Raw genomic sequence first — 21,440 nt, 5'->3', positions numbered from 1 at the left:
AGACAGCGCCATGGCCATCCCGAACCAAACGCATTCCGACGCCTTCGTCTTTTTCGGCGCCAGCGGCGATCTCGCGTTCAAGCAGATCTTTCCCGCGCTTCTCGGCCTTGTCCGCGACGAGGGATTGGACATTCCCATTATCGGGGTCGCACGCACGCAATGGTCTCTCGATGAGTTCAAGAAGCGCGCCGAGGAAAGCGTCAAGACCCACGGCGGCGACATCAAAAGCGATGCCTTCAAGAAGCTCCTGAGTCTTCTTCACTACGTATCGGGCGACTACGCCGATCCGAAGGTCTTCGCGCAGCTGCGCAAGGAATTGGGCGACGCCAAATGTCCCCTGCACTATCTGGCTATTCCACCGTTCCTCTTTTCCGAGGTCGCCGGTCAGCTTGCGCAGTCGGGCTGCGCGGAAAATGCCAGGCTCGTGGTCGAGAAGCCGTTCGGGCGTGACCGGGAATCGGCGGACGAACTCAGCCAGATCCTCGACAAGTATTTCTCCGAGAAGAACATCTTCCGCATCGATCACTATCTCGGCAAGGAGCCGGTGCAGAATATTCTGTACACGCGCTTCGCCAACTCGATCTTCGAGCCGCTCTGGAACCGCAACTATGTGCGCAGTATCCAGATCACCATGGCTGAGAATTTCGGCGTGCAGGACCGCGGCTCCTTTTACGACAGCGCCGGCGCCATCCGCGACGTGCTGCAGAACCACATGCTGCAGATCCTCGCTTCGCTCACCATGGATCCGCCGACAGGTCAGGAGCATGAGGCGCTGCGCGACCGCAAAGCCAGCCTCCTAAAGTCCGTACGTCCGCTCGATGCAAATCACATCGTGCGCGGGCAGTACAAAGGCTACCAAGGCGTTCCCGGGGTCAAGCCAGGCTCGACGGTGGAGACCTACGCCGCCGCCAAACTCTACATCGACAGCTGGCGCTGGGAAGGCGTGCCGATCTTCATTCGCACGGGCAAGTGCCTGCCCGTCAGCGTGGCCGAGGCGGTCGTCGAGTTCAAACGGCCCCCACGCGAGACCTTCGGTGAGATCAAAGCCATCGGCTGCGGCCATATGCGCTTCCGGATTCAGCCCGACGTCGCCATTGCGCTCGGCACGCGCGTGAAGGTGCCGGGCGACCGCATGATCGGCGACGACGTGGAACTGGTGCTGACGCGGCAGCCCGGCGTCGACCGGCCGCCCTATCAGCGGCTCCTCGGCGACGCCATGGAGGGCATCGCCGACCTTTTCACCCGAGAGGACATCGTGGATGCGGAGTGGCGCATCGTCGGGCCCATCCTCGACAACGTCACACCCGTCTACAGCTACGACCAAGGCACATGGGGCCCGAGTGAGGCCGACCAGCTCTTCGGCGCGGACGGGCGTTGGCTCAACCCAAGCCCGAAATAGCCGGACGCAAAAACGCCAAACGCCATGACCGAAACGCACAAGGCCGTTTTTCTGTTCGACGTGGACGACACGTTGCTGGACAACGACCGCATGAAGTCGGACTTGGGCGACTACGTTGCGTTGACTTTTGGCGATGCCGCGCGAGACGAGCTTTGGGCGATCTACGAGGAGCAGCGGGACAAGCACGGTTACGCCGATTTTCTCGGCACGCTGGAGCGGTTCCGTCTCGCCCATTTGGAAGACATGCGCATCGGGCAATTGGCAAATTGGGTCATCGACTACCCGTTCGCCGAGCGGCTGTTCCCCGACGCGCTGGCCGCCGTGCGCCATGTCAGCCAATGGGGCCTGCCCGTGATCCTCACCGACGGCGACGGCGTCTACCAGCCGCACAAACTGGAGCGGGCCGGCTTGATCACGGCCTTCGACGGGCGTGTCCTGAACTATGTGCACAAGGAAACGGAACTGGACGCCGTAGAGCGCGCCTTTCCTGCGCAGCACTACGTTCTTATCGACGACAAGCTCAGTGTTCTTGATGCGGTCAAACGCGCGTGGGGCGATAGGGTCACCACCGTGTTCCCGCGCCAAGGCCACTACGCCAACGACCCTGCAAGATTGAAAGACTTGCCGCCTGCGGATATCGAAATCGCCAACATCGCCGAACTGATGACGTGCGATTTCAGTACGCTCTGACGGCCCAATGAGGAGATAGACCCGTGAAGCCCACGAAAGCCTTGCACGATCTCGGTCAAAGCCTGTGGATCGACGACATTACCCGCGACATGCTCGATAGCGGCACGCTCACGAAGTATATCAACGAGTACTCTGTGACGGGCCTTACGTCGAATCCGACCATCTTCGACAACGCCATTTCGAAGAGCGACAGCTACGACGACGAAATCAAGCGCCTGTTCAAAGCGGGTTATTCCGGCGAAGCGTTGTTCTTCGAGCTTGCCCTGCAAGACCTGTCGCGCGCGGCGGACATGTTCCTGCCCGTCCACGAACGCACCGGCACCGTCGACGGCTATGTCTCGCTCGAAGTCTCGCCGCTGCTCGCATATGACACGCAAGCGACCGTCGCCTCTGCCAAGGGCCTGTTCGAACGCGCGCACAAGCCGAACCTCTTCATCAAGATCCCCGGCACGGAAGAAGGCCTGCCCGCCATCGAGGAAGCGATCTATTCGGGCGTGTCCGTCAACGTGACGCTGCTGTTTTCCTCGCAGCACTGCATCGATGCGGCCAACGCCTATATGAAAGGGCTGGAGCGGCGTGTCGCCGAAGGGCTTTCCCCTGACGTGCGCTCGGTCGCCTCGGTTTTCGTCAGCCGTTGGGACAAGGCCGTCATCGATACGGTGCCGGCGGAGCTGAAGGACAAGCTTGGCATCGCTGTCTCGACCCAAGCCTATCGGGAGTACCGCAACCTCTTGGACAGCGACCGCTGGCAGCGGCTCGAGTCCATGGGCGCAAGGCCGCAGCGGCTGCTCTTCGCCTCGACCAGCACCAAAGACCCCTCCGCGCCGGACACGCTTTATGTGGAAGCGCTCGCCGCGCCCAACACGGTCAACACCATGCCCGACAAGACGCTGCTGGCTTTTGGCGACCACGGCAAGCTGGGCGGCGTGCTGCCCGCGAACGGCGGCGACTGCGAAGAGACGATTGGCGCCTTCGAGAAGGCCGGTATCTCCGTCGCCGATCTTGCGGCGGAGTTGCAGAAAGAAGGCGCGGCCTCGTTCGTGAAGTCTTGGGAGGACCTGCTGCAGTCCATCGAAACCAAGAGCAAGGCGCTCGGCTAGGAGTTTCCGCCATGTCCAATGTCACCGATACGCCTGCCTGGCAGAAGCTCGCCGCGCACCACGACAAGATCAAGGACGTGCATTTGCGCGATCTTTTCGCCAAGGATGCGTCGCGCGCGGCCAAGTTCACGGTCGAGGGTGCGGGGCTCACGCTCGATTACTCGAAGCAGCGGATCACCGAAGAGACGGTGGCGCTGCTCGCCGAGCTCGCCAAGGAGCGCAAAGTCGCCGAGCGGCGCGACGCCATGTTCCGCGGCGAGAAGATCAACGTTTCGGAGGATCGAGCCGTGCTGCATGTGGCCTTGCGCGCCCCCAGCGGCGAGGTCATCGAGACGGACGGGCACGATGTCGTGCCGGACGTCCACGGCGTTCTGGATCGCATGGCCGCCTTCGCCGACAAGATCCGCAGCGGCGAATGGGTCGGCCATACGGGGAAACGCATCAAGAACGTCATCAATATCGGCATTGGCGGGTCCTATCTCGGGCCCGAAATGGCGTATCTGGCGCTCCGTCCCTATTCGGACAGGGACATGACGTTCCGCTTCGTCTCGAACGTCGACGGCGCCTGCTTCGACGAAGCCACGCGCGACCTGAATGCCGAAGAGACGCTGTTCATCGTCTCCTCCAAGACGTTCACGACGCTCGAGACCATGACGAACGCCGCGACCGCGCGCGCCTGGGCGGTCGAGCACCTCGGCTCGGAGGACGCCGTCGCCAAGCACTTCGTCGCGAACTCGACCAACACCCAAGGAGTCGAGAAGTTCGGCATCGACACCGCGAACATGTTCGAGTTCTGGGACTGGGTCGGCGGCCGCTATTCCATGGACTCGGCGATCGGCCTGTCCACCATGATCGCCATCGGCCCGGACGGGTTCCGCGACATGCTCGCCGGTTTCCACGAAATGGACGAGCATTTCCGCACCGCGCCGGTCGAGAAGAACCTGCCGATGCTGATGGGGCTGCTGACGGTCTGGTACAACAATTTCTTCGGGGCGCAGACGCTCGCCGTGCTCCCCTACTCGGAGCATATGAAGCGCTTCCCGGCCTATCTGCAGCAGCTGCAGATGGAGAGCAACGGCAAGCATGTGGACATGGCCGGCAAGCATGTGGACCTGCAGACCGGCCCCATCATCTGGGGCGAGCCGGGCACGGACGGCCAGCACTCGTTCTACCAGCTCATTCACCAGGGCACGAAGCTGATCCCTTGCGATTTTATCGGCTTCCTGACGCCTCTAAGCGCCCTCGCCCACCACCACGACCTCTTGATGGCGAATCTGTTCGCGCAGGCCGAGGCGCTGGCTTTCGGCAAGACCGCGGCGGAGCTGACGGCGGAAGGCTCGCCGGCGGCGCAGACGCCCTTCCGCGTCACCGAAGGCAACCGGCCGACGAACATGATCCTCGCCGAAAAGCTCGACCCGAAGACGCTGGGCCGGCTCGTGGCGCTCTACGAGCACAGCGTGTTCACGCAAGGCGCTGTGTGGAATATCGACTCGTTCGATCAATGGGGCGTGGAGCTCGGCAAGGTGCTTGCCAACCGCATCATCCCCGAGCTCGAAGCCAAGGACGAACCGACGCTTGGCCACGACTCATCGACCAATGCGCTGATCGAGCGCTACCGGGCACACAAGGGCTAACGCCGCTCACGCGACGCAGATGCCCGGCACCGCAATTTTCTGGAACAGGTGTGGCGCGGCAACGGTCACGCAAAGCCATGACTGAGCGTCGACGGGCGTGAAGACTGGTTCAACACCGCGCTCAAGCTGAACGCGTCTGAAGCGCCTCGGCAATCAGGATCGCCGCTGCTGCCTTCGCATCGCCCGCGGGGTCGGCCTCGTGCCCGAAATGGGCGGTCACGATAGCCCCCTCCTTTAAAAGGAGGAGTGCGCGCGCCAGTTCCGCCGGTTCCCGCGCGCCGGCATCGGCGGCAATCCTCTCAAGCTGCAAAAACAAAAGCCTCTTGTGCTCCGCCGCATGAGCGTGGATCGGGTGGCTCGGGTCGGGATATTCGGACGCTGCCTTGATAAACATGCAGGATCGGAATTTCGGCTCCGCGAACCACTCGGCCAGCGCATCGAACATCGCTAGCAATTGGTCGCGCGGCGCACCCGCCTGTTCCATGCGACGCAAGAGCCAGTTGCGGAAGTTCTCATCACGCAGCCGCAGGACCGCGAGGATCAGATCCTCCTTGGTCCGGAAATGCTTGAACATAGTGGTCTTGGAGATCCCGGTCTCGGCGGCCAGCAGGTCCATGCCGGTCGCGTGGAATCCCTCTCGGTAAAAGATCTCAAGCGCCTTCTGCACCAACTCGTCTCGCTTGCTTGCGCGCATGCCGCCTCCTTTCTGCACAGATCAGTATACCTTTAGGGCGACTTTCAGCACAAGCGCAAAAGATAATTTTCATTTAAAATCAGTGTTTTCGAGGGGCGCGACAGAACCAGACTCCGATCATGTGGGATTTTTCGTTTGACAAACTGTACCGATCGGTTTGTTATAAGTGAACAGATCGGTACATATTGGAGAATGATCATGAGCAGACCACCGTTACCGCCTTTTGACAGAGCTTCCGCCACCGTCAAAGTCCGCGCCGCAGAGGACGCCTGGAATCGACGGGATCCGGCCAAAGTAGCCGCCGCCTACACAGAAGACACGGTGTGGCGGAACCGCAGTGAGTTCCTCAACGGCCGCGACGAGGTCGTCCAGTTCCTGACGCGCAAATGGCAGGGCGAGCACGACTACCGGCTCATCAAGGAGCTGTGGAGCTTCGACAACGCACGCATTGCGGTTCGCTTCGCCTATGAGGCGCGCCGTCCGGACGGGCAATGGTTCCGCGCCTATGGCAACGAGAACTGGGAATTCGCACCCGACGGTCTCATGGCCGAGCGGCGTGCTTCGATCAACGACCTCGAAATCAGCGAGAGCGATCGCCTCTTTCACTGGCCACTCGGGCGCAGGCCCGACGAGCATCCGGGCCTATCCGATCTCGGCCTGTAAGCCGCGGATGCCCCTCAACCACCTGGCCGCGCAGGTCTAAAGGCGCGGCCTCAAGTTCAGCGGCGCGTTCGACGCGCTCTGAGACCGCCGTGCTCGGCGGCGAACGATCCCGCTCGGCCAGATGCCAGGCGGACAACCTAACCGGCCCACAGGCAGCTATCCGACCTGGGTCAACACTTGAGAAAGGACTACGAATATGAAGACCATCAAAACTCTGATCGCCGCGGCAACCCTCGTCGGTGCCGTTTCCGCCAGTTCCGCCGCCTTCGCCGTGGACGAGTACAATGTGTCGACCGGCACCACTGTCGACGGCGCGCGCGTTGCCCTACGCGGTGTCGATGCCGTGGCGTTGGCCACGGGACTGAAAGTTGCCGACGGCTACGCGAAACATGCGGCGGTCCGCGACGGCGTTGCCTACTACTTCGAAACCGCGGACGCGCAGAAGGCGTTTGAGGCCGCTCCGGAGAAGTACATGCCGCAGTATGGCGGGTTCTGCGCCTTCGGTGTCGCAATCGGCAAGAAGCTAGACGCAGCGCCACGCTATGCCGACATCGTCGACGGCAAGCTCTATGTCTTCCTCAACGCCGGCGCGTTCGAGAAATACAAAGAGGACAAAGCCGGGACGCTTGCCAAGGCCGAGAAGAATTGGCCTGCGATGCATCACGTCGCCGTCTCAGAAGTCAATCGGTAGGGACGTGCCGTCAACGCGCCGCTGGCGGCAGCCCGTCCGTCAGCGGCGATTCCCTTGTCTGCCCCCACAATCGAATGCCGATGCAGCCGCGCTCCTAATGGCGCCGATGTTGGCCGCATAGTCGCCGCCGTCGAACACACCCGACCCGGAGACAAGGGCATTTGCGCCCGCTTGCGCCACCAGCGGCGCCGTCTGCAAATGGATGCCGCCGTCCACTTCGAGATGGATGGGCCGATCACCGATCATCCGTCGGATCGCGCGGATCTTGTGCAACTGTTCGGGGATGAACGACTGCCCACCGAAGCCCGGATTGACGGTCATCACCAGGACACGATGCAGCTTGTCGAGCACGTACTCAAGTGCGCTCTCATGGGCCGACGGCGTCAAGGCGACCCCGGCCTTCATCCCGAGGCTGCGGATCAGTTGAACCGACCGGTCGAGATGCGGTCCGGCTTCCGCATGCACGGTCACCATATCCGCCCCGGCCTCGGCAAAGTCTTCGAGATAGGGATCACACGGCGCGATCATGAGATGAACGTCGAATGGTTTCTGTGTGTATGGCCGGATCGCCTTCACAATATTCGGCCCCATGGTGATGTTCGGCACGAAGTGGCCGTCCATGATGTCGATGTGAATCCAATCGGCGCCGGCGCGGTCGACCGCCCGAACCTCTTCCCCGAGCTTGGCAAAATCGGCGGACAAGATCGACGCGGCGATGACGATGTCTTGGGTCATAGAGGTCCCTCGGATCGATCCGGGCGCGGCTCACCCTATAGCGAGTCGACGTGCGGTGTCGAAACCGGGAAAGCGTCCTAAGCATCTTCCCAACGCACGGTTGCGGCACGTGTCACTTTCTGCCCCTATCGTGTCCCGACCGTTGAGCAAGAAGAGGCAGGCGATATGACACCGGCATTTGGCACATTGCGGATTTGCGAGGACGCCGCCGATCTGGCGCACAAGGGCGCGAAGTTTCTTTGCGAGCATGCGGCGGCGCGATCCGGGCGGACGATCGTCGCCTTGTCCGGCGGCAATACCCCGAAGCCGCTCTACGAGCTCCTCGCCCAGGAGCCAGTCAAGTCGGTGATGCCCTGGGACCGGGTTCACTGGATCCTCGGCGACGAGCGCTTCGTGCCGCCTTCCGACCCCGCCAGCAATTACGGCATGGCCCGGGCGGCGTTTCTCGATCACGTGCCTGTCCCGCCGCAGAATGTGCACCCGGTGAAGACAGACGGCGTCACGCTCGACGAGGCCGCGCGGGACTACGAGGCGATGCTGCAGGGCCTCTACGGGGCCGACACGCTTCAGCCCGGCAAGCCGCTGTTGAACATCACGCTGCTCGGCCTCGGCGATGACGGCCACACCGCGTCGCTCCTGCCGCACGAACCGGTGCTGCGGGTGCGCGATCGCTGGGTGGCGCCGGTGCCCAAGGGCCGGGTGGAGGAACGCGTCACACTCACCTATCCGGCGATCAACGCGAGCGAAATCGTCGCCTTTCTCGTCTCCGGCGAAAGTAAGCGCGAGGTCCTCGACAAGATTCTGTCCGGCGATGAAACTTTCCCTGCCTCCCATATCCGTGCGCTAGGGGACGTGCTCTGGTTTGCAGACCGCGCGGCGGCCGGCCGCTGGGCCTGAGGCGCATCGGAATCGCATATCATTTGCGCACCCGCTGAGAGGTCATCGCGCGGCTTCTGCGGAATATCGCCAATCAGGGCTTGATTGAGTCGGGCCCACGCCGTATCGCGTTGAGCGACGTAGAGCGCTTACGCGCGAGGCTGTCTCGTACGGACAGCTAGACGATACACAACTGTTGGGCCGAGATCGTCTCGTGCGCCGCAGTATCGTCATCCTTACCTAGTCCACATGAAATCCTAAGCCCAAGATCGTAGAACCCGTGAAAGATCCTATCGTGCCGCGACCCGCCCCGACCTCCAACATTCCTTTGCCTCGCAAGAGCTGGATGCCGAGCCAAGCCGACATGGACGCCATTGCGCGCGGTGAGCACGGCAATCCATTCGCGGTGCTCGGGCTGAAGCGCTCCCGCGACGGCGCATCGGTCCGCGCCTTTCTGCCCGACGTGGACTCCGTCAGCGCTTTCGATCCGGAGACGGGCGAGGAAATTCCACTCGTCCGCCTGCACGAGGCGGGATTTTACGGCGCCAAAGTGCCGATGACCTTCACGAGCGCCTATCTCAAGCGCTGTGTGCGCGACGGCGAGACGGAAGAAATCGACGACTCGTACCGGTTCGGTCCAATCCTCGGCGAACTGGATTTGCATCTGTTGGGTGAAGGCACTCATTTGCGGCTCTACGAGAAGCTCGGCGCCCATCTCATCCGGCACGAGGGCGTCGAGGGTGTCGGCTTTGCCGTCTGGGCGCCCAATGCCGCCCGTGTCAGCGTGGTCGGCCCGTTCAACGAATGGGACGGCCGCCGTCATGTCATGCGCAAGCGGCCCGAGGCGGGCGTCTGGGAGATCTTCGTGCCGGGTCTCGAAGCCGGTGCGCTCTACAAATACGAGATTCTCGGGCCCGGCAACGAACTGTTGCCGCTGAAGTCGGATCCGTTCGGCTTCCAGCAGGAGCTCCCGCCCGCCACGGCCTCCATCGTTCATCCGATGCCCCGACGCCCGGCCGGCGGCGGCGCGTGGCGAAAAAACCGGGAAGCGGCTCAGAACATTCACGCGCCCATCTCGATTTACGAGGTTCATCTGGGGTCGTGGATGCGCGGACCCGGCAATGACTACCTGTCCTACGCCGAACTTGCCGACAAGCTCATTCCCTACGTGCAAAAGCTTGGCTTCACCCACATCGAGCTGATGCCGGTGAGCGAGTTTCCGTTCGACGGATCCTGGGGCTATCAGCCCATCGGTCTGTTTGCACCCACCTCGCGCTTCGGTACGCCGGAAGACTTCTCAGATTTCGTCGCGCGGTTTCATGCCGCCGGTATCGGCGTCATGGTCGACTGGGTCTCGGCCCACTTCCCGACGGACGCCCACGGGCTCGGCCGGTTCGACGGCACGGCTCTTTACGAGCACGAAGACCCGCGGCTCGGCTTCCACAAAGATTGGAACACGCTGATCTACAATTACGGCCGCCGCGAAGTGATGAACTTCCTCCTGGCCAACGCGCTGTTCTGGATGGAACGGTTCGGGATCGACGGACTGCGCGTGGATGCGGTCGCCTCGATGCTCTACCTCGACTACAGCCGCGAGGACGGCGAGTGGATTCCCAACAAGTTCGGCGGCAACGAGAATCTCGAGGCCATCGCCTTCCTGAAGCGCTTGAACGAGCTCGTGTTCGCACAAGAGCCCGGCGCGACGACGGTCGCCGAAGAGTCGACCGCCTGGCCCGGCGTCTCGCGGCCGACCTATGTCGGCGGGCTCGGCTTCGGCTTCAAATGGAATATGGGCTGGATGCACGACACTCTGGTCTACATGCAGAACGAGCCGGTCCATCGCAGTCATCATCAAGACAAGCTCACTTTCGGCTTGCTCTATGCCTACTCGGAAAACTTCGTGCTGCCGCTATCCCATGACGAGGTCGTGCACGGCAAGGGCTCGCTCCTCAACAAAATGCCCGGCGACCGCTGGCAGAAGTTCGCGAACCTGCGCGCCTATTTCGGTTTCATGTGGGGGCATCCGGGCAAGAAGCTTCTCTTCATGGGCGGCGAGTTCGCGCAAGAGGCCGAGTGGAACCACGACCAGAGTCTCGATTGGCACTTGCTCGCCGACGGCATGCACGGGGGCGTGCAGAAGCTCATTGGCGATCTCAATAAGCTCTACCGCGAGACGCCCGCCTTACACGTCTACGACACGGAAGCGCGCGGCTTCGAATGGGTCGACACGACCGACAACGAAGCAAGCGTGATTTCCTTCCTGCGCCTGGGGAATGACGGCGATGCGCCCGCACTCGTGGTCTGCAATTTCACCCCGGTGCCGCGCGAGAACTACCGCGTGGGCGTGCCGTCCGCAGGACGCTGGCTCGAACGGATCAACACGGACTGCAAGCTTTATGGCGGCTCCGGCGTCGGCAATCTTGGAGCGGTGAAGGCCGACAAGGTGCGTTGCCATGGGCGCCCCTACTCCGTGAAGCTGACCTTGCCGCCGCTGTCGACACTCATTCTAACGCTCGAGGCTTGACCCGCCGCCGATGTCGAGACCGCGCCGAACAGCGACGCGGAAGACTTGCACGGAACGGACGAAGCGCGTAGCAGGCCTCGCATGGATGCGATTTTCGATCAGGGCCCTCCGCCTCCCTGCCCCGAACCGTTCAACCTGGCGGCCTATGTCCTGTCCCGGGCGGGCGAACTCAGCGAGAAAACAGCGCTTTCCGTGGTTTCACCCGATGGCGCGGAGACCTGGACCTATGGGGCCCTGGAGTCGGCTGTGCTCGGCGCGGCAACGGGTCTCAAGGAACAAGGGCTTGAGCCCGGTGACCGGCTGCTTATGCGTCTCGGCAACAGCGTCGAGTTTCCCATCTGCTACCTGGCGGCGCTTGCCGCCGACATCATTCCCGTTCCGACCTCCGCGCTGCTGACAGCCGACGAGGTTTCGCAAATTTGCGAAGACGTCTCGCCCCGGCTGATCGTCGCCGGCGCCGGGATCGCCGTGCCTGCGGCCCCGCCCTGCCCAATTCTCGGAGAGGAAGACTTTCGGGAACTATACCAGCTGCCCCCGGCTGATTACGCGCTCGGCGACCCGAGCCGTCCCGCCTACATCATCTACACGTCCGGCACATCGGGCAGTCCGCGCGCGGTCACCCACGCCCATCGTGCCATCTGGGCGCGCCGCATGATGTGGGAAGGCTGGTACGGCCTGACCGAAAACGACAGGCTGATGCATGCGGGCTCGTTCAACTGGACCTACACACTGGGGACGGGATTGCTGGACCCCTGGTCGCGCGGCGCCACCTCTCTGATCCCCGCAAAAGGCGTCACGTCCGACCAGCTCGGCGCGCTCATCGGCGCGCACGAGACCACGATGTTCGCGGCCTCGCCAGGGGTCTACCGGCAACTTCTCCGCACGCCGCCCAGCCGTTCCGCCGCGCTTCGCCATGGCCTGTCGGCCGGCGAGAAGCTGCCGGACGCGACGCGGGCGGCGTGGGAAGAGGCCACGGGCACGCCGATCTTCGAGGCGTTCGGCATGTCCGAATGCTCCACCTTCGTTTCGGGCAGTCCGGCCCACCCGGCTCCTCCAGGAACGCTGGGGTTTCCGCAAACCGGACGGCGGATCGCCGTGCTTGGTGATAACGGCTGCGTTGCCCGCGGCGAACCCGGCGTGCTCAGCGTCTCGCGCCGCGACCCCGGCGTGATGCTGTTCTATTGGAACGCCGAGGCGGAGACGGCAGCCCGCTTCGACGGCGAGTGGTTCTTAACGGGCGACCTTGTGAGCATGGCGCCGGACGGTGCGCTCACCTATCTCGGACGCGCCGACGACATGATGAATGCCGGCGGGATCCGGGTCTCGCCGCTGGAAGTCGAGAACGTTCTCAACGCCCACCCCGCCATCGCCGAGAGCGCCGCCGTCGAGGTACTGGTCAAGGCGGACACGACGGTGATCGCGGCGTTCTATGTTCCGCACGGGCCTGTCGATCTGGCGGATATCGAGCGGCACGCGGCGGAAAAGCTCGCGCGCTACAAGTGCCCGCGCATCTACACGCAAGTCGAGACGCTACCGAAAGGGCCGAACGGCAAGCTGCTCAGACGCCGCTTGCGCGAAGAATACGAGAATTCCGGGACCAGCGCTAAAAGCCAAACCTAGAGCATGCGGCCGGATGCTAGGACCGTTGCCTAGCGACCGCGCCGGAAGAGGCCGAATCCGCGCGGGGAAGATACCGGGCTCCTGGTCCTCGCCCTCTGCTGGCTGAATATCCCACGACGCCGCACTTCGCGCTCTGCGACACGCTCTCTCTGCGCGGCAGCCCGCTGGCGCGCAAGTTTACGCTGCTCGGCCTTGGCCTTCTCCGCGACCACGTTGGACTTTGCCGAGTCGTTGGTCCGGACGATGAAATCGTCTCCCTCGGGCAGGACAGACGAATGCTTAGCGACATCGGCGACGATAAACGAGGCACCCGACGTCAAGCCGCCGGCGATCTCTTCCTGCATATCCTCAGGGATCGTGATCCGGTCGAGCACCTCCTTGGAGTCCTCGCCCTCGAGGCTGATGCCGACCCAGCCCGGGTCGCTCCCGTCGCTAGGGTGCACGTAAGTGAAGAGATGCGTTCCGAGCGGCTTTTTGGGATCGCTCAGTTGCACCGGCACATGCCGGACCCGGCTGAAACCCTTGCGCAAAAACAGATAGGCGTCCGGAAGCGGCCCTTTGCCGGCGGCTTCGTAGACCTTGGCCGCGATATCCTCGCTGAAAACGCCTCGCTGCCGCAGACCATGATCCTTTTCGAAGGCACGAATGGCCTTCCTGGTGCCGTCGCCGAGATAGCCGACGAATTGATCCTGAGGTTCGAGATAACCCATGGCCGCGAGGGCCTCTTGTGTGCCAATCGCAATGTCCCGCTCCTCACGGCGGGTCACGAGAATATGCCAGGGCCTTTCATCTTCTTCGGCGTCGCTGCCGTCGCCGGTCGCGGCCGCAAGCTTCTCCTCGGGCGCGAAGGCGGCCGCCAGGGCGCCTGCGCGAAGGCCCGCGTCGACGCTGTCGTCAACCGGGACTTCGTCTGTGTCGGCCGGCGCCGCGGGCTTCACCAGGGCGGCGCTTTCGATGCGCTTCGGCTCGACCATCGGCCCCGTCATCATGGCGACCTTGCCGCCAACCTCCGTCATGCGGAAAAGCTTTGGCGCAAACTTGTAGGGCATCCGGACGCAACCATGGGACGCCGGGTAGTTCGGCACGACGCCCGCGTGCAGCGCGGTTCCCGAGCGTGTCAGCCGCTGCATCCATGGCATCGGTGCGTTGTCGTACAGGTTCGAGTAGTGCTCCGGCTTCTTCTCAAGGATGCCGAAAACACCGGTCAGCGTCTGGTAGCCGCGCATCCCGCTCGACACGCGCGTGCTCTCGACACGGTCAAGTCCGCGGTACACGTGCAGCTGCTGATCCTTCAGGGAGATGATGAGCGTCAGCGGCTCGGCGATATGCCGCCCGGTGATCTCCGTCGACGCGATCTCCACGGGCTCAACCGGTTCACTCGGTTCCATTTCCACCAGATCGTCGCGCGCGACCGTCTCATCCAACGGCTCCGGCGTCGCCTTTGACTGGAGGGCAATTTCCTTGAGGGATGGGGTCGTCAGCGAGACAGGAACGAGCTTGGCGGGCTCGAGCGGCACGGCGTCGGGCAACTGCAGGCCCGCCAATTTCTCGTTGGCCGGCTCCGCGGAATCAAGGTCCTCGGACATCGCAATCGGCTGCATGACCTGAACCGCCTCGATCCCGTCGGTCAGCTCTGCTTCCTGTGCGTCGAGTTCGGAAGTCTCAGCGAGGGACTCGTCGTCGCCAGCTGGAGTAGCTGCCTCGGCGACGCCCGCAGGCCCCGTATCGATCAACTCCACCAGCGGCGCCTTGGAGATCTCTGCGGCGTCCGAAGCACTCATGTCCGAAGCACTCATGGCCGGAAGGTGCGTTGCCGAAGAGTATATATCGGTCGCACCTGCGCTCAGTGGGAGCGCCGGGGCGAACAGAATGGCCATGGTGGAGAGGCAGATAAACCTCATAATTCTTCCTCGCTGCGGTCAAACGAGTGGAATCACACACCCGTTTTCCGGGAAACTGGTTACAAGAACGTGACGCAAATTTCGTTTTCTGCGCCGATTTACTTCGTCAGTTCAACATCGACCCGGCTCGACGGCACGAGGCGTTGAACGCAATCTGTCTTGGTTTTCTTGCCCTGCTGGCACTCGAGCACGCCGTTGATCAAGAAACTTCCGATCTTGTCGCACGCGATCTTCTTGAACTCGAACATCCGCAGGGTGCGCTTCTTGGCATCGAGTGGCGCGACGCTCATGGCGAACCGGCGTTCGAAAACATCTTCGGAATTGAAAACCACCAGATCGATCTTGAGCTTGTCGTACTCGGAGGCACCCTGGTTATCGAAAACGAAATAGGCCTGACAGCCGGCCGCCTCGTTGCTCAACTTGTTGAGTTCCATGCCGACCTCGTCCGTAGCCGCCTTCGCCGACGTCTGTCCGGCCACGAATGCACTCACGACGATCGCCGCGACTGCGAGACGGGCGCGTCCCACGCCAACGCCGAATGCTCCACCGCGCATACATCCCCCCCTCTGATGCCCGTTGCCTGCCACGAATACCCCGGTAAGTGTAACCAACTACGCCAATTTACAAGGCCATCATTGTCATTAACCGCCACGCGTGGACTTTGTTCGCCAAAAAGTTTGCCGAACGCCGCAGAAGGATCAGGATAGACTGTCAGAATTAGATTGTCGGGCGCTCACATCGCCCCCCGCGAAGATCGCGTTGCTTCGATATTGTGCAGTTCTTTCGATAGGAACTTACGTTCCGTGAGGAGGCGCCGATGGCCGATAAACAAAGCTTCACACCCGACGAATGGATCACGATTCTAACGAGCCCGACGATCGCCGGCATGGCGATCACGGCGGCGGACCCCAGCGGGCTATGGGGAATGCTCAAGGAGTCGTTTGCAAGCGGCACAGCCCTCGTCACGGCCAAGTCCGATCCGAATGCCAATCCGCTGGTCAAGGCCGTCGTGACCGACTTCGAGTCCGCCGATGGGCGCAGTGAGATCATAGACGCCCTAAAAACGCGCTTTGCCGGCGCCACGCCGGACGAAGTCGTGCCCAAGGCGCTGTCCGCCCTTGCCGATGTCGCCCGCATTCTGGATGCCAAAGCACCCGAGGACGCCGCCGCCTTCAAGGCCTGGCTGGAAGAGATCAGCTTAAAGGTTGCGGAGGCCTCCAAGGAGGGCGGCTTTCTCGGCTTTGGCGGGGTCCGGGTGAGCGACGCCGAAAAAGCAACATTGGCCGACATACAGAAGACCCTCAGTGCGTGAGCCGCGGGCAACTGACGGAAGGAGGATTCCAGTATGGCAAATTTGCAGGAGATACTCGCCCGCTCTCAGCACGGCGAAGCCATGGAGCTCATCTCACGCGCCTACGACCTCAGCCCTGAACAGACCGAGGCTGCCGTTGCCGCCCTTCTGCCTGCAATCTCGCTGGGCCTGAAGCGTTCCACGGCTACGCCCGACGGACTCGCTGCTCTGTTCGATGTGGCGGGCCGCCAGCCCAGCCTTTACACCATGTACGACGACCCCGATGTCGCGCTCTCGCCGGAGGGAGTCGCCTCGGGCAATGCGGTCTTGGCCAATCTGTTCGGGTCGCCGGAGGCCAGCCGGGCCGTCGCCGCTCACGCACAGCGGTTGTCCGGGGTCGGCGGTGCGATCCTCGAGAAGATCCTGCCTATTTTGGTTGGGATGCTTCTGTCCGGCCTCATGCGCGGCGGCTCTGGCCAGGCCGAGCCTGCCTCGCGCGAACCCATGCCACGGCAACCTATGCCGAGACAGTCGGCGCCACAACAACCGGGTCCGGGCGGTGGCGGGATCTTCGACATCTTCCGGGAGATCTTCCAGCAGGGCGGCGGCTCGTCGGCCCCCGATCAACCGGGGCAAAGTCCGGTACCGCCGATCGGCGACATCCTGGATTCGATCGGCGATGGGCGCCGTAGGCCTGCCGAACCCGCGACGCCGAAGTTTCCCATCCCGGATGTCACCGGCGAACTGCCCAACACTGGCGGCCAATCGCAGCCGGTTCCCCGTCCGCCCGCGTCCGGCGGTGATCAAACCTTCCCGGGCGGCCCCGCGACGCCGGGCGGCGACATCTTCGGGCAGATCCTGAAGGAACTCGGCAAGGCCGTTCAGGACGGGCGCGTCAAGCCAGTGATCGTCGAGCCGGGCCAGCAAGCGCCGGGGGGCGGAAAGGCGCAGCCCCAACCTCAAGGCGGCGGCATCCTCGGGGATATCCTGAAAGAGATACTCGGCAGCGCTCTCGGCCAAGGCCCCGCAGCACGTCAGTCCCTCGCCGCCTCGGGCGCGGGCGCGTTTGTCTTCGGCGACGCGCTCGAACACGGCACGAGCATCGATGAGCGCGACACGGCGAGCTTGCAGGAAATATTCGATCGTTTCGGAGCAATACCGCCTCAGGCGGACTGACGAGACGGGCCCGCGTGGAAGGCTCGACTCTAAGGGGCGCGAAGTCTTGTGCCGCTGCCGGTCTAGACAGGCGCGTCGGCCTCGGCTTCCGCCGACATGCGAGTGTCGCCAGGTAAAGACGGATTGGCAAAAAAGCTTTCCGCCCACCGCAGACGTTCGTCGGGGTCGCGCAAAGCCTCGGGGACATAGATGACTCCCTTGCCGACCTGATACGCCAGGAAAGCATGGGTGCGGAATTCAAGCTCGGCGCCTTCGAACCCCATTTCCGCAAAAAGCGAACGGCAAAAGACGTGCCGCCTGGCATCGACCTTCCGAACCATCTCGGCTACGGACGGCTCCTGCGCCGCCCAACTGCGAAATGCGATATCGTACCTGTCCAACCGCTCGCGGACGATGAGACGCATCATCTCGAGGACGCGTTCGCGGGCAGGCACCTGCAGAGCCCCGATCTCCTTGATGACCCGGTCGGTGTACCTTCGGGACCAGTAGTCGAGCAGTTTCTGGACGAAATCGTCCCGCGACTTGAAGTGATGGTAGAAGCTGCCCTTGGTGACGCCGAGATCGGCCGCCAATTTGTCGATCCGCAGCTTTGCCTGTCCCTCCTCGGCCAGAACATTCAGCGCGGCGGCGAGCCACTCCTCACGATGGAAGCGCGAACCAGATTCAACCCTTCGTTTCAGCAACCTAAACCCCCATCAAGGCAGCCCGTGCAACTTGGTCGGCTTTGGTAACATGCCCTCCGAAACCGTGCCAAAACGCGCGTCTGGCAAAAATGGTGGGAAAATGTTGCAAACGTTATGGCTTGCGGGCCGCACCGTGACGCACGGGCGCGTCCCCGCCGGATAATGCTTCGCCATGCCGATTGTTGCGGTGCCGGGCTCGGCGTCACCACGTCTGCGCAGCTAAAGTTTTTCGCGCGGCTCAGTCCATTGCTCTGTGCAGCCCGGCCGGGAGCCACCACATTGGTGTTACGGGAGCCCCGTATCACTGCAGAATCCGGAAGGCACTTCTAGTGCTGCAGCAACGTGGCTTTCGGCCAGCCGCCACACGAGCAATGAGCGGCAATTGGATTTGGTATCCAATTCGATATCCCTGGAAACTCCAAGCAAGTGAGGCCTGAGATATGAGTGAACAATCTCCCCTTCAGAACAGTGTGAATGTCTTCGTCGATTGGGCGAAAGCACGTCTCGACGAGATGGCTGCCAACGCCGGAGCGCTGCAGGCCAATCTCGACAAGCTCGACGCGAATTCGCGCGCGCAAGCCGAACAGGCCATTGCGCAACTCAATCAATGGGTCGAGCAAGGCCAGCGCGACATCAAGACCGCGCAGGCGCAGGGCGAGGCTTCTGTCGCTCAGGCCAAGGCCGATATGGAAACTCTCTGGGCCAACTTTCAAAACAACGCCGGCGACTGGGCTGGTCTTCTGAAAGACAATCAGGCGATGTTCCAGGCGCGGGCCCAAGCGCAAGTTCAGGCGTGGCAGGACACGGTCAATGCCTACATGGCGCGCGTCAACGACGTCCACGACAAGAACAAGGCGCAAGCGCAGGCACAGGTCGCACAGCTTCAGGCAGACGCCAAGAAAGCCCAGGCCGACCTCGCTGCGAAAGTCGACGAGATGACCAAAGCGGGCCAATCGTCCTGGGCGGCGATGAGCGACGCACTCGACCAGTCCCGCAATGCCTTTGCGAAATCGCTCGAGACGGCAGCCAAGAACTTCAACGATGCGATGAAGAGCTAGTCGGCTCACGCGTCACGCCGCTGACGCCACACGTCCAAGGGAGGCGCCATTCGGTGCCTCCCTTTGCGCGTCTCCAGCCGCGCGGTCGTTACAAGAGCGCGTCGAGGACCGCCGTAAGCGATGGGCCGGCGACGAAGATGTCGGCGCGCAATTTCACGGTGTCGCGGACGACGACGCCGCCGAAGCCGACGACATAAGCGCCCGCCTCGCGCGCTTCGAGGTCCGTCGCGCCGTCGCCGACGAGCGCAACCGACCGCTCGTTGCTACCCAGCAGGCGGCAAACTTCGGCCTTGCCCCCAGGCCGGGCGAGCGGCGAGTCCCGGTCGAAATCCACATAGGCGCCGTTGCCGCCGAACATCACGTCGACGGCGTGGACGTTCGCGACCGGTACGCCGAGCGTATCCGCCAAGGGCAGGATCGCCTGGCGCAGCCCCCCGCTGATAATGTGAACGTCCGTCCCGGCGCCGCGCAGGGTTTGGACGGACTCGACTGCGCCCGGCACCATCTTCTCCACATAGAGCTTCGCCAGCCATTCGACAGCCGCACGGTCGGGGCGCACAAGGTCGAGACGTTTCCCGTACACGGCGTCGAGCGCCAACTCGCCGGCCATCGCCGCCGCGGTCAACGGCGCGACCTCAGTCTCGGCACCGGCGCGGCGCGCCAATTCGTCGATGCCCTCGACCCGGCTGAGGGTGCTGTCGCAGTCGAAGCAGACGATGTCGAAGGGCTTGCCCAGCGTGGTCACAGCGCAAAGCCCACAGCCTGCTCGATGGGCGGCAACGACCGGATCTCGTCCATGGCGGCAGCCGACAGCGAGGCCGATATGCTGATCAGCGCAATGGCGGTATCTGAGTCGTAGCCCACGCCCACCTGCATCCGGGAGATATTGATGTTCTCCCTCCCCAGTATGCTGCCCAGTGCGCCGACGACGCCGGGCTGATCCTGATGGCGCGTGAAGAGGAAGTTCCCCTTCGGCACGGCTTCCACGTCGTAACCGTCGATCCGCACAAGGCGCGCATGGCTGCCGCCGAGCAACGTGCCGGCCACGGTCGTCGTCTGCCCGCAGCACTGCGCCGAAATCTCCACGAGAGAAACGAAATCCCGCGCCTCCTCCGTTCTCGACTCGGTCACCTCGATGCCTTGTTCCCTGGCGAGATGGCCGGCGTTGACCCGGTTGACCCGTCCGGTCATGCGCTGGCTCAGCAGCCCAACCAACGCCTCGGCCGTAATGGGCCGCGAATCCAACTCCGCCACGCGGCCGAACAAATGCACGTCCAGTCGTGAAATTGGACCCTCGCATAGCGCGCCCACGAGACGGCCGAGCGCGTACGCCAAGCCCTGGTACGGTCCGGTCTGCGTGAGTTGGTCGGCCGTGACGCGGGGCAGATTGACGGCTGTCTCCGCGGCGCCGGTGGTCAGAAACTTGATCATGTCCTCGGCGATGCGAAGGCTCACGGCCTGCTGGGCCTCCTCCGTCGATGCTCCGAGATGAGGCGTAAAGACGACGTTGTCGAGGGTCAGGAGCGCCGACCCGGTTGGCGGCTCGGCTTCGTAAACATCAAGCGCGGCGCCGGCGAGGTGGCCGTTTCGCAGGGCGTCGAGCAGCGCCACTTCGTCGATCAGGCCGCCACGTGCGCAATTCACGATCCGGGCGCCCGGCTTCATCGAGGCCAAACGACGCGCGTCGAGGAGATGATGCGTCTTGTCGCTCAAGGGGCAATGAAGCGTGACGTAGTCCGCGCTTGCGAGCAAGGTCTCGAGATTGGCGGCTTCAGCGCCGTGGCCCGACATGATCTCCGGCGCAACGAACGGATCGTATGCGAGAACCCGCATCTTCAGAGCCGCGCAGCGCTCGGCGACAAGGCGCCCGATCGTCCCGAAGCCGATCACGCCGATGGTCTTGCCGGAGAGCTCAACGCCGGAGTAGCGCGCGGGCTTCCACTCGCCGCCCCGTACGGCACGGTCGGCCTGGGGCAGATTGCGACTCAGCGACATCAAATGGGCGATGGAGAGTTCCGCCGTGGTCGTGGCGTTCGCGTCCGGCGTATTGAACACAACGATCCCGCGTTCGGTGGCGGACGGAATGTCGATGTTGTCGACACCGATCCCCGCACGCCCCACGGCCCGCAGGCGGCTCGCCGCCTCGATGACAGGTCTCGTGACCTTGGTCTTGGAACGGACGATCAGCGCATCATAGTCTCCGATCCGCGCGACCAATGCGCCTTCGTCGAGCCCCGTTTCGACATCGGCGCGAATGCGGGCGTCGCTGTCGAGAATATTGCGGCCCGATTCGTGGATCGGATCGGCGATCAGGACACTGTAGAGCGCGCTCATCGGGTACCCCTTCCTGGCTCTCGGGAATCACGGGTTTTGCTGCAGTGCAAGAATGACAGTCTCCGCGCTCCCCGCAAGGGCCTCCCTGTCTCGTCCTTTGGGACAATGGACCGGCGTGCGCGGGTCTATGCGGGCCAAGCAACGGCCCCAAAGATTTCGCTAACCATCGCCGCTAACCAACCCAGCTAACCATCGGGGAAAGAACAAGAAGCGCCGGCGGCACCGATCCGCTAGCGTCTTCGTGGCGTCGCGCCGGTGTCCGGATTCGGAGGGACAGACGGCCTGTCGCCCAATCAATCGAGGGGCCCGGTTGAAACGCGAGGCGCGCTCCCCCATCTAAGAGGTACGGGGGGCCAGGTTCGGAGATCTGG

The 21,440-nt window shown here is 63.2% G+C and carries 19 protein-coding genes; 12 read left to right on the top strand and 7 right to left on the bottom strand.

Annotation, left to right across the window (positions count from 1 at the left end):
• Positions 1 to 10 precede the first annotated feature (10 nt).
• The 4 genes from zwf to pgi are packed head-to-tail and all read left to right on the top strand — an operon-like array spanning position 11 to position 4,823.
• Positions 11 to 1,399, top strand: a complete 1,389-nt coding sequence (gene zwf / locus GL4_RS06480) for a glucose-6-phosphate dehydrogenase (RefSeq protein WP_045365805.1) — start codon at positions 11 to 13, stop codon at positions 1,397 to 1,399.
• A gap of 24 nt (positions 1,400 to 1,423) precedes the next feature.
• A complete protein-coding gene (locus GL4_RS06475) occupies positions 1,424 to 2,089 on the top strand; it encodes an HAD family hydrolase (protein ID WP_045365802.1) in 666 nt (221 codons plus the stop codon).
• A gap of 23 nt (positions 2,090 to 2,112) precedes the next feature.
• Complete coding sequence (gene tal / locus GL4_RS06470) at positions 2,113 to 3,189, top strand: transaldolase (RefSeq protein WP_045365799.1); 1,077 nt, start codon at positions 2,113 to 2,115, stop codon at positions 3,187 to 3,189.
• A gap of 11 nt (positions 3,190 to 3,200) precedes the next feature.
• A complete protein-coding gene (pgi, locus tag GL4_RS06465; protein ID WP_045365796.1) occupies positions 3,201 to 4,823 on the top strand; it encodes a glucose-6-phosphate isomerase in 1,623 nt (540 codons plus the stop codon).
• 121 nt (positions 4,824 to 4,944) lie between these two features.
• Here the strand turns inward: pgi and GL4_RS06460 are convergent, their stop codons facing one another.
• Positions 4,945 to 5,517 carry a TetR/AcrR family transcriptional regulator gene (locus GL4_RS06460; protein ID WP_045365793.1) on the bottom strand — a complete coding sequence of 191 codons (573 nt, stop codon included), beginning with the start codon at positions 5,515 to 5,517 and terminating at the stop codon, positions 4,945 to 4,947.
• A 198-nt stretch (positions 5,518 to 5,715) separates the two neighbouring features.
• Between GL4_RS06460 and GL4_RS06455 the strand changes: the two genes are divergently transcribed.
• Positions 5,716 to 6,180: a nuclear transport factor 2 family protein gene (locus GL4_RS06455; protein WP_045369646.1), complete on the top strand. Its 465-nt coding sequence runs from the start codon at positions 5,716 to 5,718 to the stop codon at positions 6,178 to 6,180.
• 196 nt (positions 6,181 to 6,376) lie between these two features.
• Positions 6,377 to 6,871, top strand: coding sequence for a YHS domain-containing (seleno)protein (locus GL4_RS06450; RefSeq protein WP_045365790.1), 495 nt, complete (start codon positions 6,377 to 6,379; stop codon positions 6,869 to 6,871).
• A 39-nt stretch (positions 6,872 to 6,910) separates the two neighbouring features.
• On the opposite strand, the gene rpe is transcribed toward GL4_RS06450, so the two are convergent.
• Positions 6,911 to 7,606 (bottom strand): ribulose-phosphate 3-epimerase, encoded by a 696-nt coding sequence (rpe, locus tag GL4_RS06445; RefSeq protein ID WP_045365787.1) that lies wholly within the window; start codon positions 7,604 to 7,606, stop codon positions 6,911 to 6,913.
• 165 nt (positions 7,607 to 7,771) lie between these two features.
• Between rpe and pgl the strand changes: the two genes are divergently transcribed.
• From pgl to GL4_RS06430, 3 genes are all read left to right on the top strand, one after another.
• Complete coding sequence (gene pgl / locus GL4_RS06440; protein WP_045365784.1) at positions 7,772 to 8,503, top strand: 6-phosphogluconolactonase; 732 nt, start codon at positions 7,772 to 7,774, stop codon at positions 8,501 to 8,503.
• 325 nt (positions 8,504 to 8,828) lie between these two features.
• Positions 8,829 to 11,006, top strand: a complete 2,178-nt coding sequence (glgB, locus tag GL4_RS06435) for a 1,4-alpha-glucan branching protein GlgB (protein WP_045365782.1) — start codon at positions 8,829 to 8,831, stop codon at positions 11,004 to 11,006.
• An 81-nt stretch (positions 11,007 to 11,087) separates the two neighbouring features.
• Complete coding sequence (locus tag GL4_RS06430; protein ID WP_045365779.1) at positions 11,088 to 12,626, top strand: class I adenylate-forming enzyme family protein; 1,539 nt, start codon at positions 11,088 to 11,090, stop codon at positions 12,624 to 12,626.
• 29 nt (positions 12,627 to 12,655) lie between these two features.
• Here the strand turns inward: GL4_RS06430 and GL4_RS06425 are convergent, their stop codons facing one another.
• Positions 12,656 to 14,527 (bottom strand): L,D-transpeptidase family protein, encoded by a 1,872-nt coding sequence (locus GL4_RS06425; RefSeq protein ID WP_082025527.1) that lies wholly within the window; start codon positions 14,525 to 14,527, stop codon positions 12,656 to 12,658.
• 98 nt (positions 14,528 to 14,625) lie between these two features.
• Positions 14,626 to 15,081, bottom strand: coding sequence for a hypothetical protein (locus GL4_RS06420; protein WP_052464192.1), 456 nt, complete (start codon positions 15,079 to 15,081; stop codon positions 14,626 to 14,628).
• A gap of 263 nt (positions 15,082 to 15,344) precedes the next feature.
• On the opposite strand from GL4_RS06420, the gene GL4_RS06415 reads away from it, so the two are divergent.
• Complete coding sequence (locus GL4_RS06415) at positions 15,345 to 15,839, top strand: hypothetical protein (protein WP_045365774.1); 495 nt, start codon at positions 15,345 to 15,347, stop codon at positions 15,837 to 15,839.
• A gap of 33 nt (positions 15,840 to 15,872) precedes the next feature.
• On the top strand, positions 15,873 to 16,994 hold the full coding sequence (locus tag GL4_RS16635) for a DUF937 domain-containing protein (protein ID WP_052464191.1): 1,122 nt from the start codon (positions 15,873 to 15,875) through the stop codon (positions 16,992 to 16,994).
• Positions 16,995 to 17,056: 62 nt separating this feature from the next.
• On the opposite strand, the gene GL4_RS06405 is transcribed toward GL4_RS16635, so the two are convergent.
• Positions 17,057 to 17,677, bottom strand: coding sequence for a TetR/AcrR family transcriptional regulator (locus GL4_RS06405; protein WP_052464190.1), 621 nt, complete (start codon positions 17,675 to 17,677; stop codon positions 17,057 to 17,059).
• A gap of 440 nt (positions 17,678 to 18,117) precedes the next feature.
• Here GL4_RS06405 and GL4_RS06400 point away from each other — a divergent pair, with 440 nt between their 5' ends.
• Positions 18,118 to 18,735, top strand: coding sequence for a hypothetical protein (locus GL4_RS06400; protein ID WP_156137414.1), 618 nt, complete (start codon positions 18,118 to 18,120; stop codon positions 18,733 to 18,735).
• Between the two features lie 88 nt (positions 18,736 to 18,823).
• Here GL4_RS06400 and GL4_RS06395 read toward each other — a convergent pair whose 3' ends face one another.
• Positions 18,824 to 19,480 (bottom strand): HAD-IB family phosphatase, encoded by a 657-nt coding sequence (locus GL4_RS06395; protein WP_197539064.1) that lies wholly within the window; start codon positions 19,478 to 19,480, stop codon positions 18,824 to 18,826.
• On the bottom strand, positions 19,477 to 21,069 hold the full coding sequence (gene serA / locus GL4_RS06390) for a phosphoglycerate dehydrogenase (protein WP_045365768.1): 1,593 nt from the start codon (positions 21,067 to 21,069) through the stop codon (positions 19,477 to 19,479). The genes GL4_RS06395 and serA overlap by 4 nt, the downstream gene beginning before the upstream one ends.
• Between the last annotated feature and the right edge of the window lie 371 nt (positions 21,070 to 21,440).

The organism is Methyloceanibacter caenitepidi (assembly GCF_000828475.1).
GTDB classification, from domain to species: Bacteria; Pseudomonadota; Alphaproteobacteria; order Rhizobiales; family Methyloligellaceae; genus Methyloceanibacter; species Methyloceanibacter caenitepidi.
This window is presented reverse-complemented; position numbering and strand designations above follow the sequence as displayed.

What these genes read in the sequence shown, in the direction of transcription:
- zwf (WP_045365805.1), top strand. Translation starts at nt 11, where the DNA reads ATGGCCATCCCGAACCAAACGCATTCCGACGCCTTCGTCTTTTTCGGC.
- GL4_RS06475 (WP_045365802.1), top strand. Translation starts at nt 1,424, where the DNA reads ATGACCGAAACGCACAAGGCCGTTTTTCTGTTCGACGTGGACGACACG.
- pgi (WP_045365796.1), top strand. Translation starts at nt 3,201, where the DNA reads ATGTCCAATGTCACCGATACGCCTGCCTGGCAGAAGCTCGCCGCGCAC.
- GL4_RS06460 (WP_045365793.1), bottom strand. Translation starts at nt 5,517, where the DNA reads ATGCGCGCAAGCAAGCGAGACGAGTTGGTGCAGAAGGCGCTTGAGATC.
- GL4_RS06455 (WP_045369646.1), top strand. Translation starts at nt 5,716, where the DNA reads ATGAGCAGACCACCGTTACCGCCTTTTGACAGAGCTTCCGCCACCGTC.
- GL4_RS06450 (WP_045365790.1), top strand. Translation starts at nt 6,377, where the DNA reads ATGAAGACCATCAAAACTCTGATCGCCGCGGCAACCCTCGTCGGTGCC.
- rpe (WP_045365787.1), bottom strand. Translation starts at nt 7,606, where the DNA reads ATGACCCAAGACATCGTCATCGCCGCGTCGATCTTGTCCGCCGATTTT.
- pgl (WP_045365784.1), top strand. Translation starts at nt 7,772, where the DNA reads ATGACACCGGCATTTGGCACATTGCGGATTTGCGAGGACGCCGCCGAT.
- glgB (WP_045365782.1), top strand. Translation starts at nt 8,829, where the DNA reads ATGCCGAGCCAAGCCGACATGGACGCCATTGCGCGCGGTGAGCACGGC.
- GL4_RS06430 (WP_045365779.1), top strand. Translation starts at nt 11,088, where the DNA reads ATGGATGCGATTTTCGATCAGGGCCCTCCGCCTCCCTGCCCCGAACCG.
- GL4_RS06425 (WP_082025527.1), bottom strand. Translation starts at nt 14,527, where the DNA reads ATGAGGTTTATCTGCCTCTCCACCATGGCCATTCTGTTCGCCCCGGCG.
- GL4_RS06420 (WP_052464192.1), bottom strand. Translation starts at nt 15,081, where the DNA reads ATGCGCGGTGGAGCATTCGGCGTTGGCGTGGGACGCGCCCGTCTCGCA.
- GL4_RS06415 (WP_045365774.1), top strand. Translation starts at nt 15,345, where the DNA reads ATGGCCGATAAACAAAGCTTCACACCCGACGAATGGATCACGATTCTA.
- GL4_RS16635 (WP_052464191.1), top strand. Translation starts at nt 15,873, where the DNA reads ATGGCAAATTTGCAGGAGATACTCGCCCGCTCTCAGCACGGCGAAGCC.
- GL4_RS06400 (WP_156137414.1), top strand. Translation starts at nt 18,118, where the DNA reads ATGAGTGAACAATCTCCCCTTCAGAACAGTGTGAATGTCTTCGTCGAT.
- serA (WP_045365768.1), bottom strand. Translation starts at nt 21,069, where the DNA reads ATGAGCGCGCTCTACAGTGTCCTGATCGCCGATCCGATCCACGAATCG.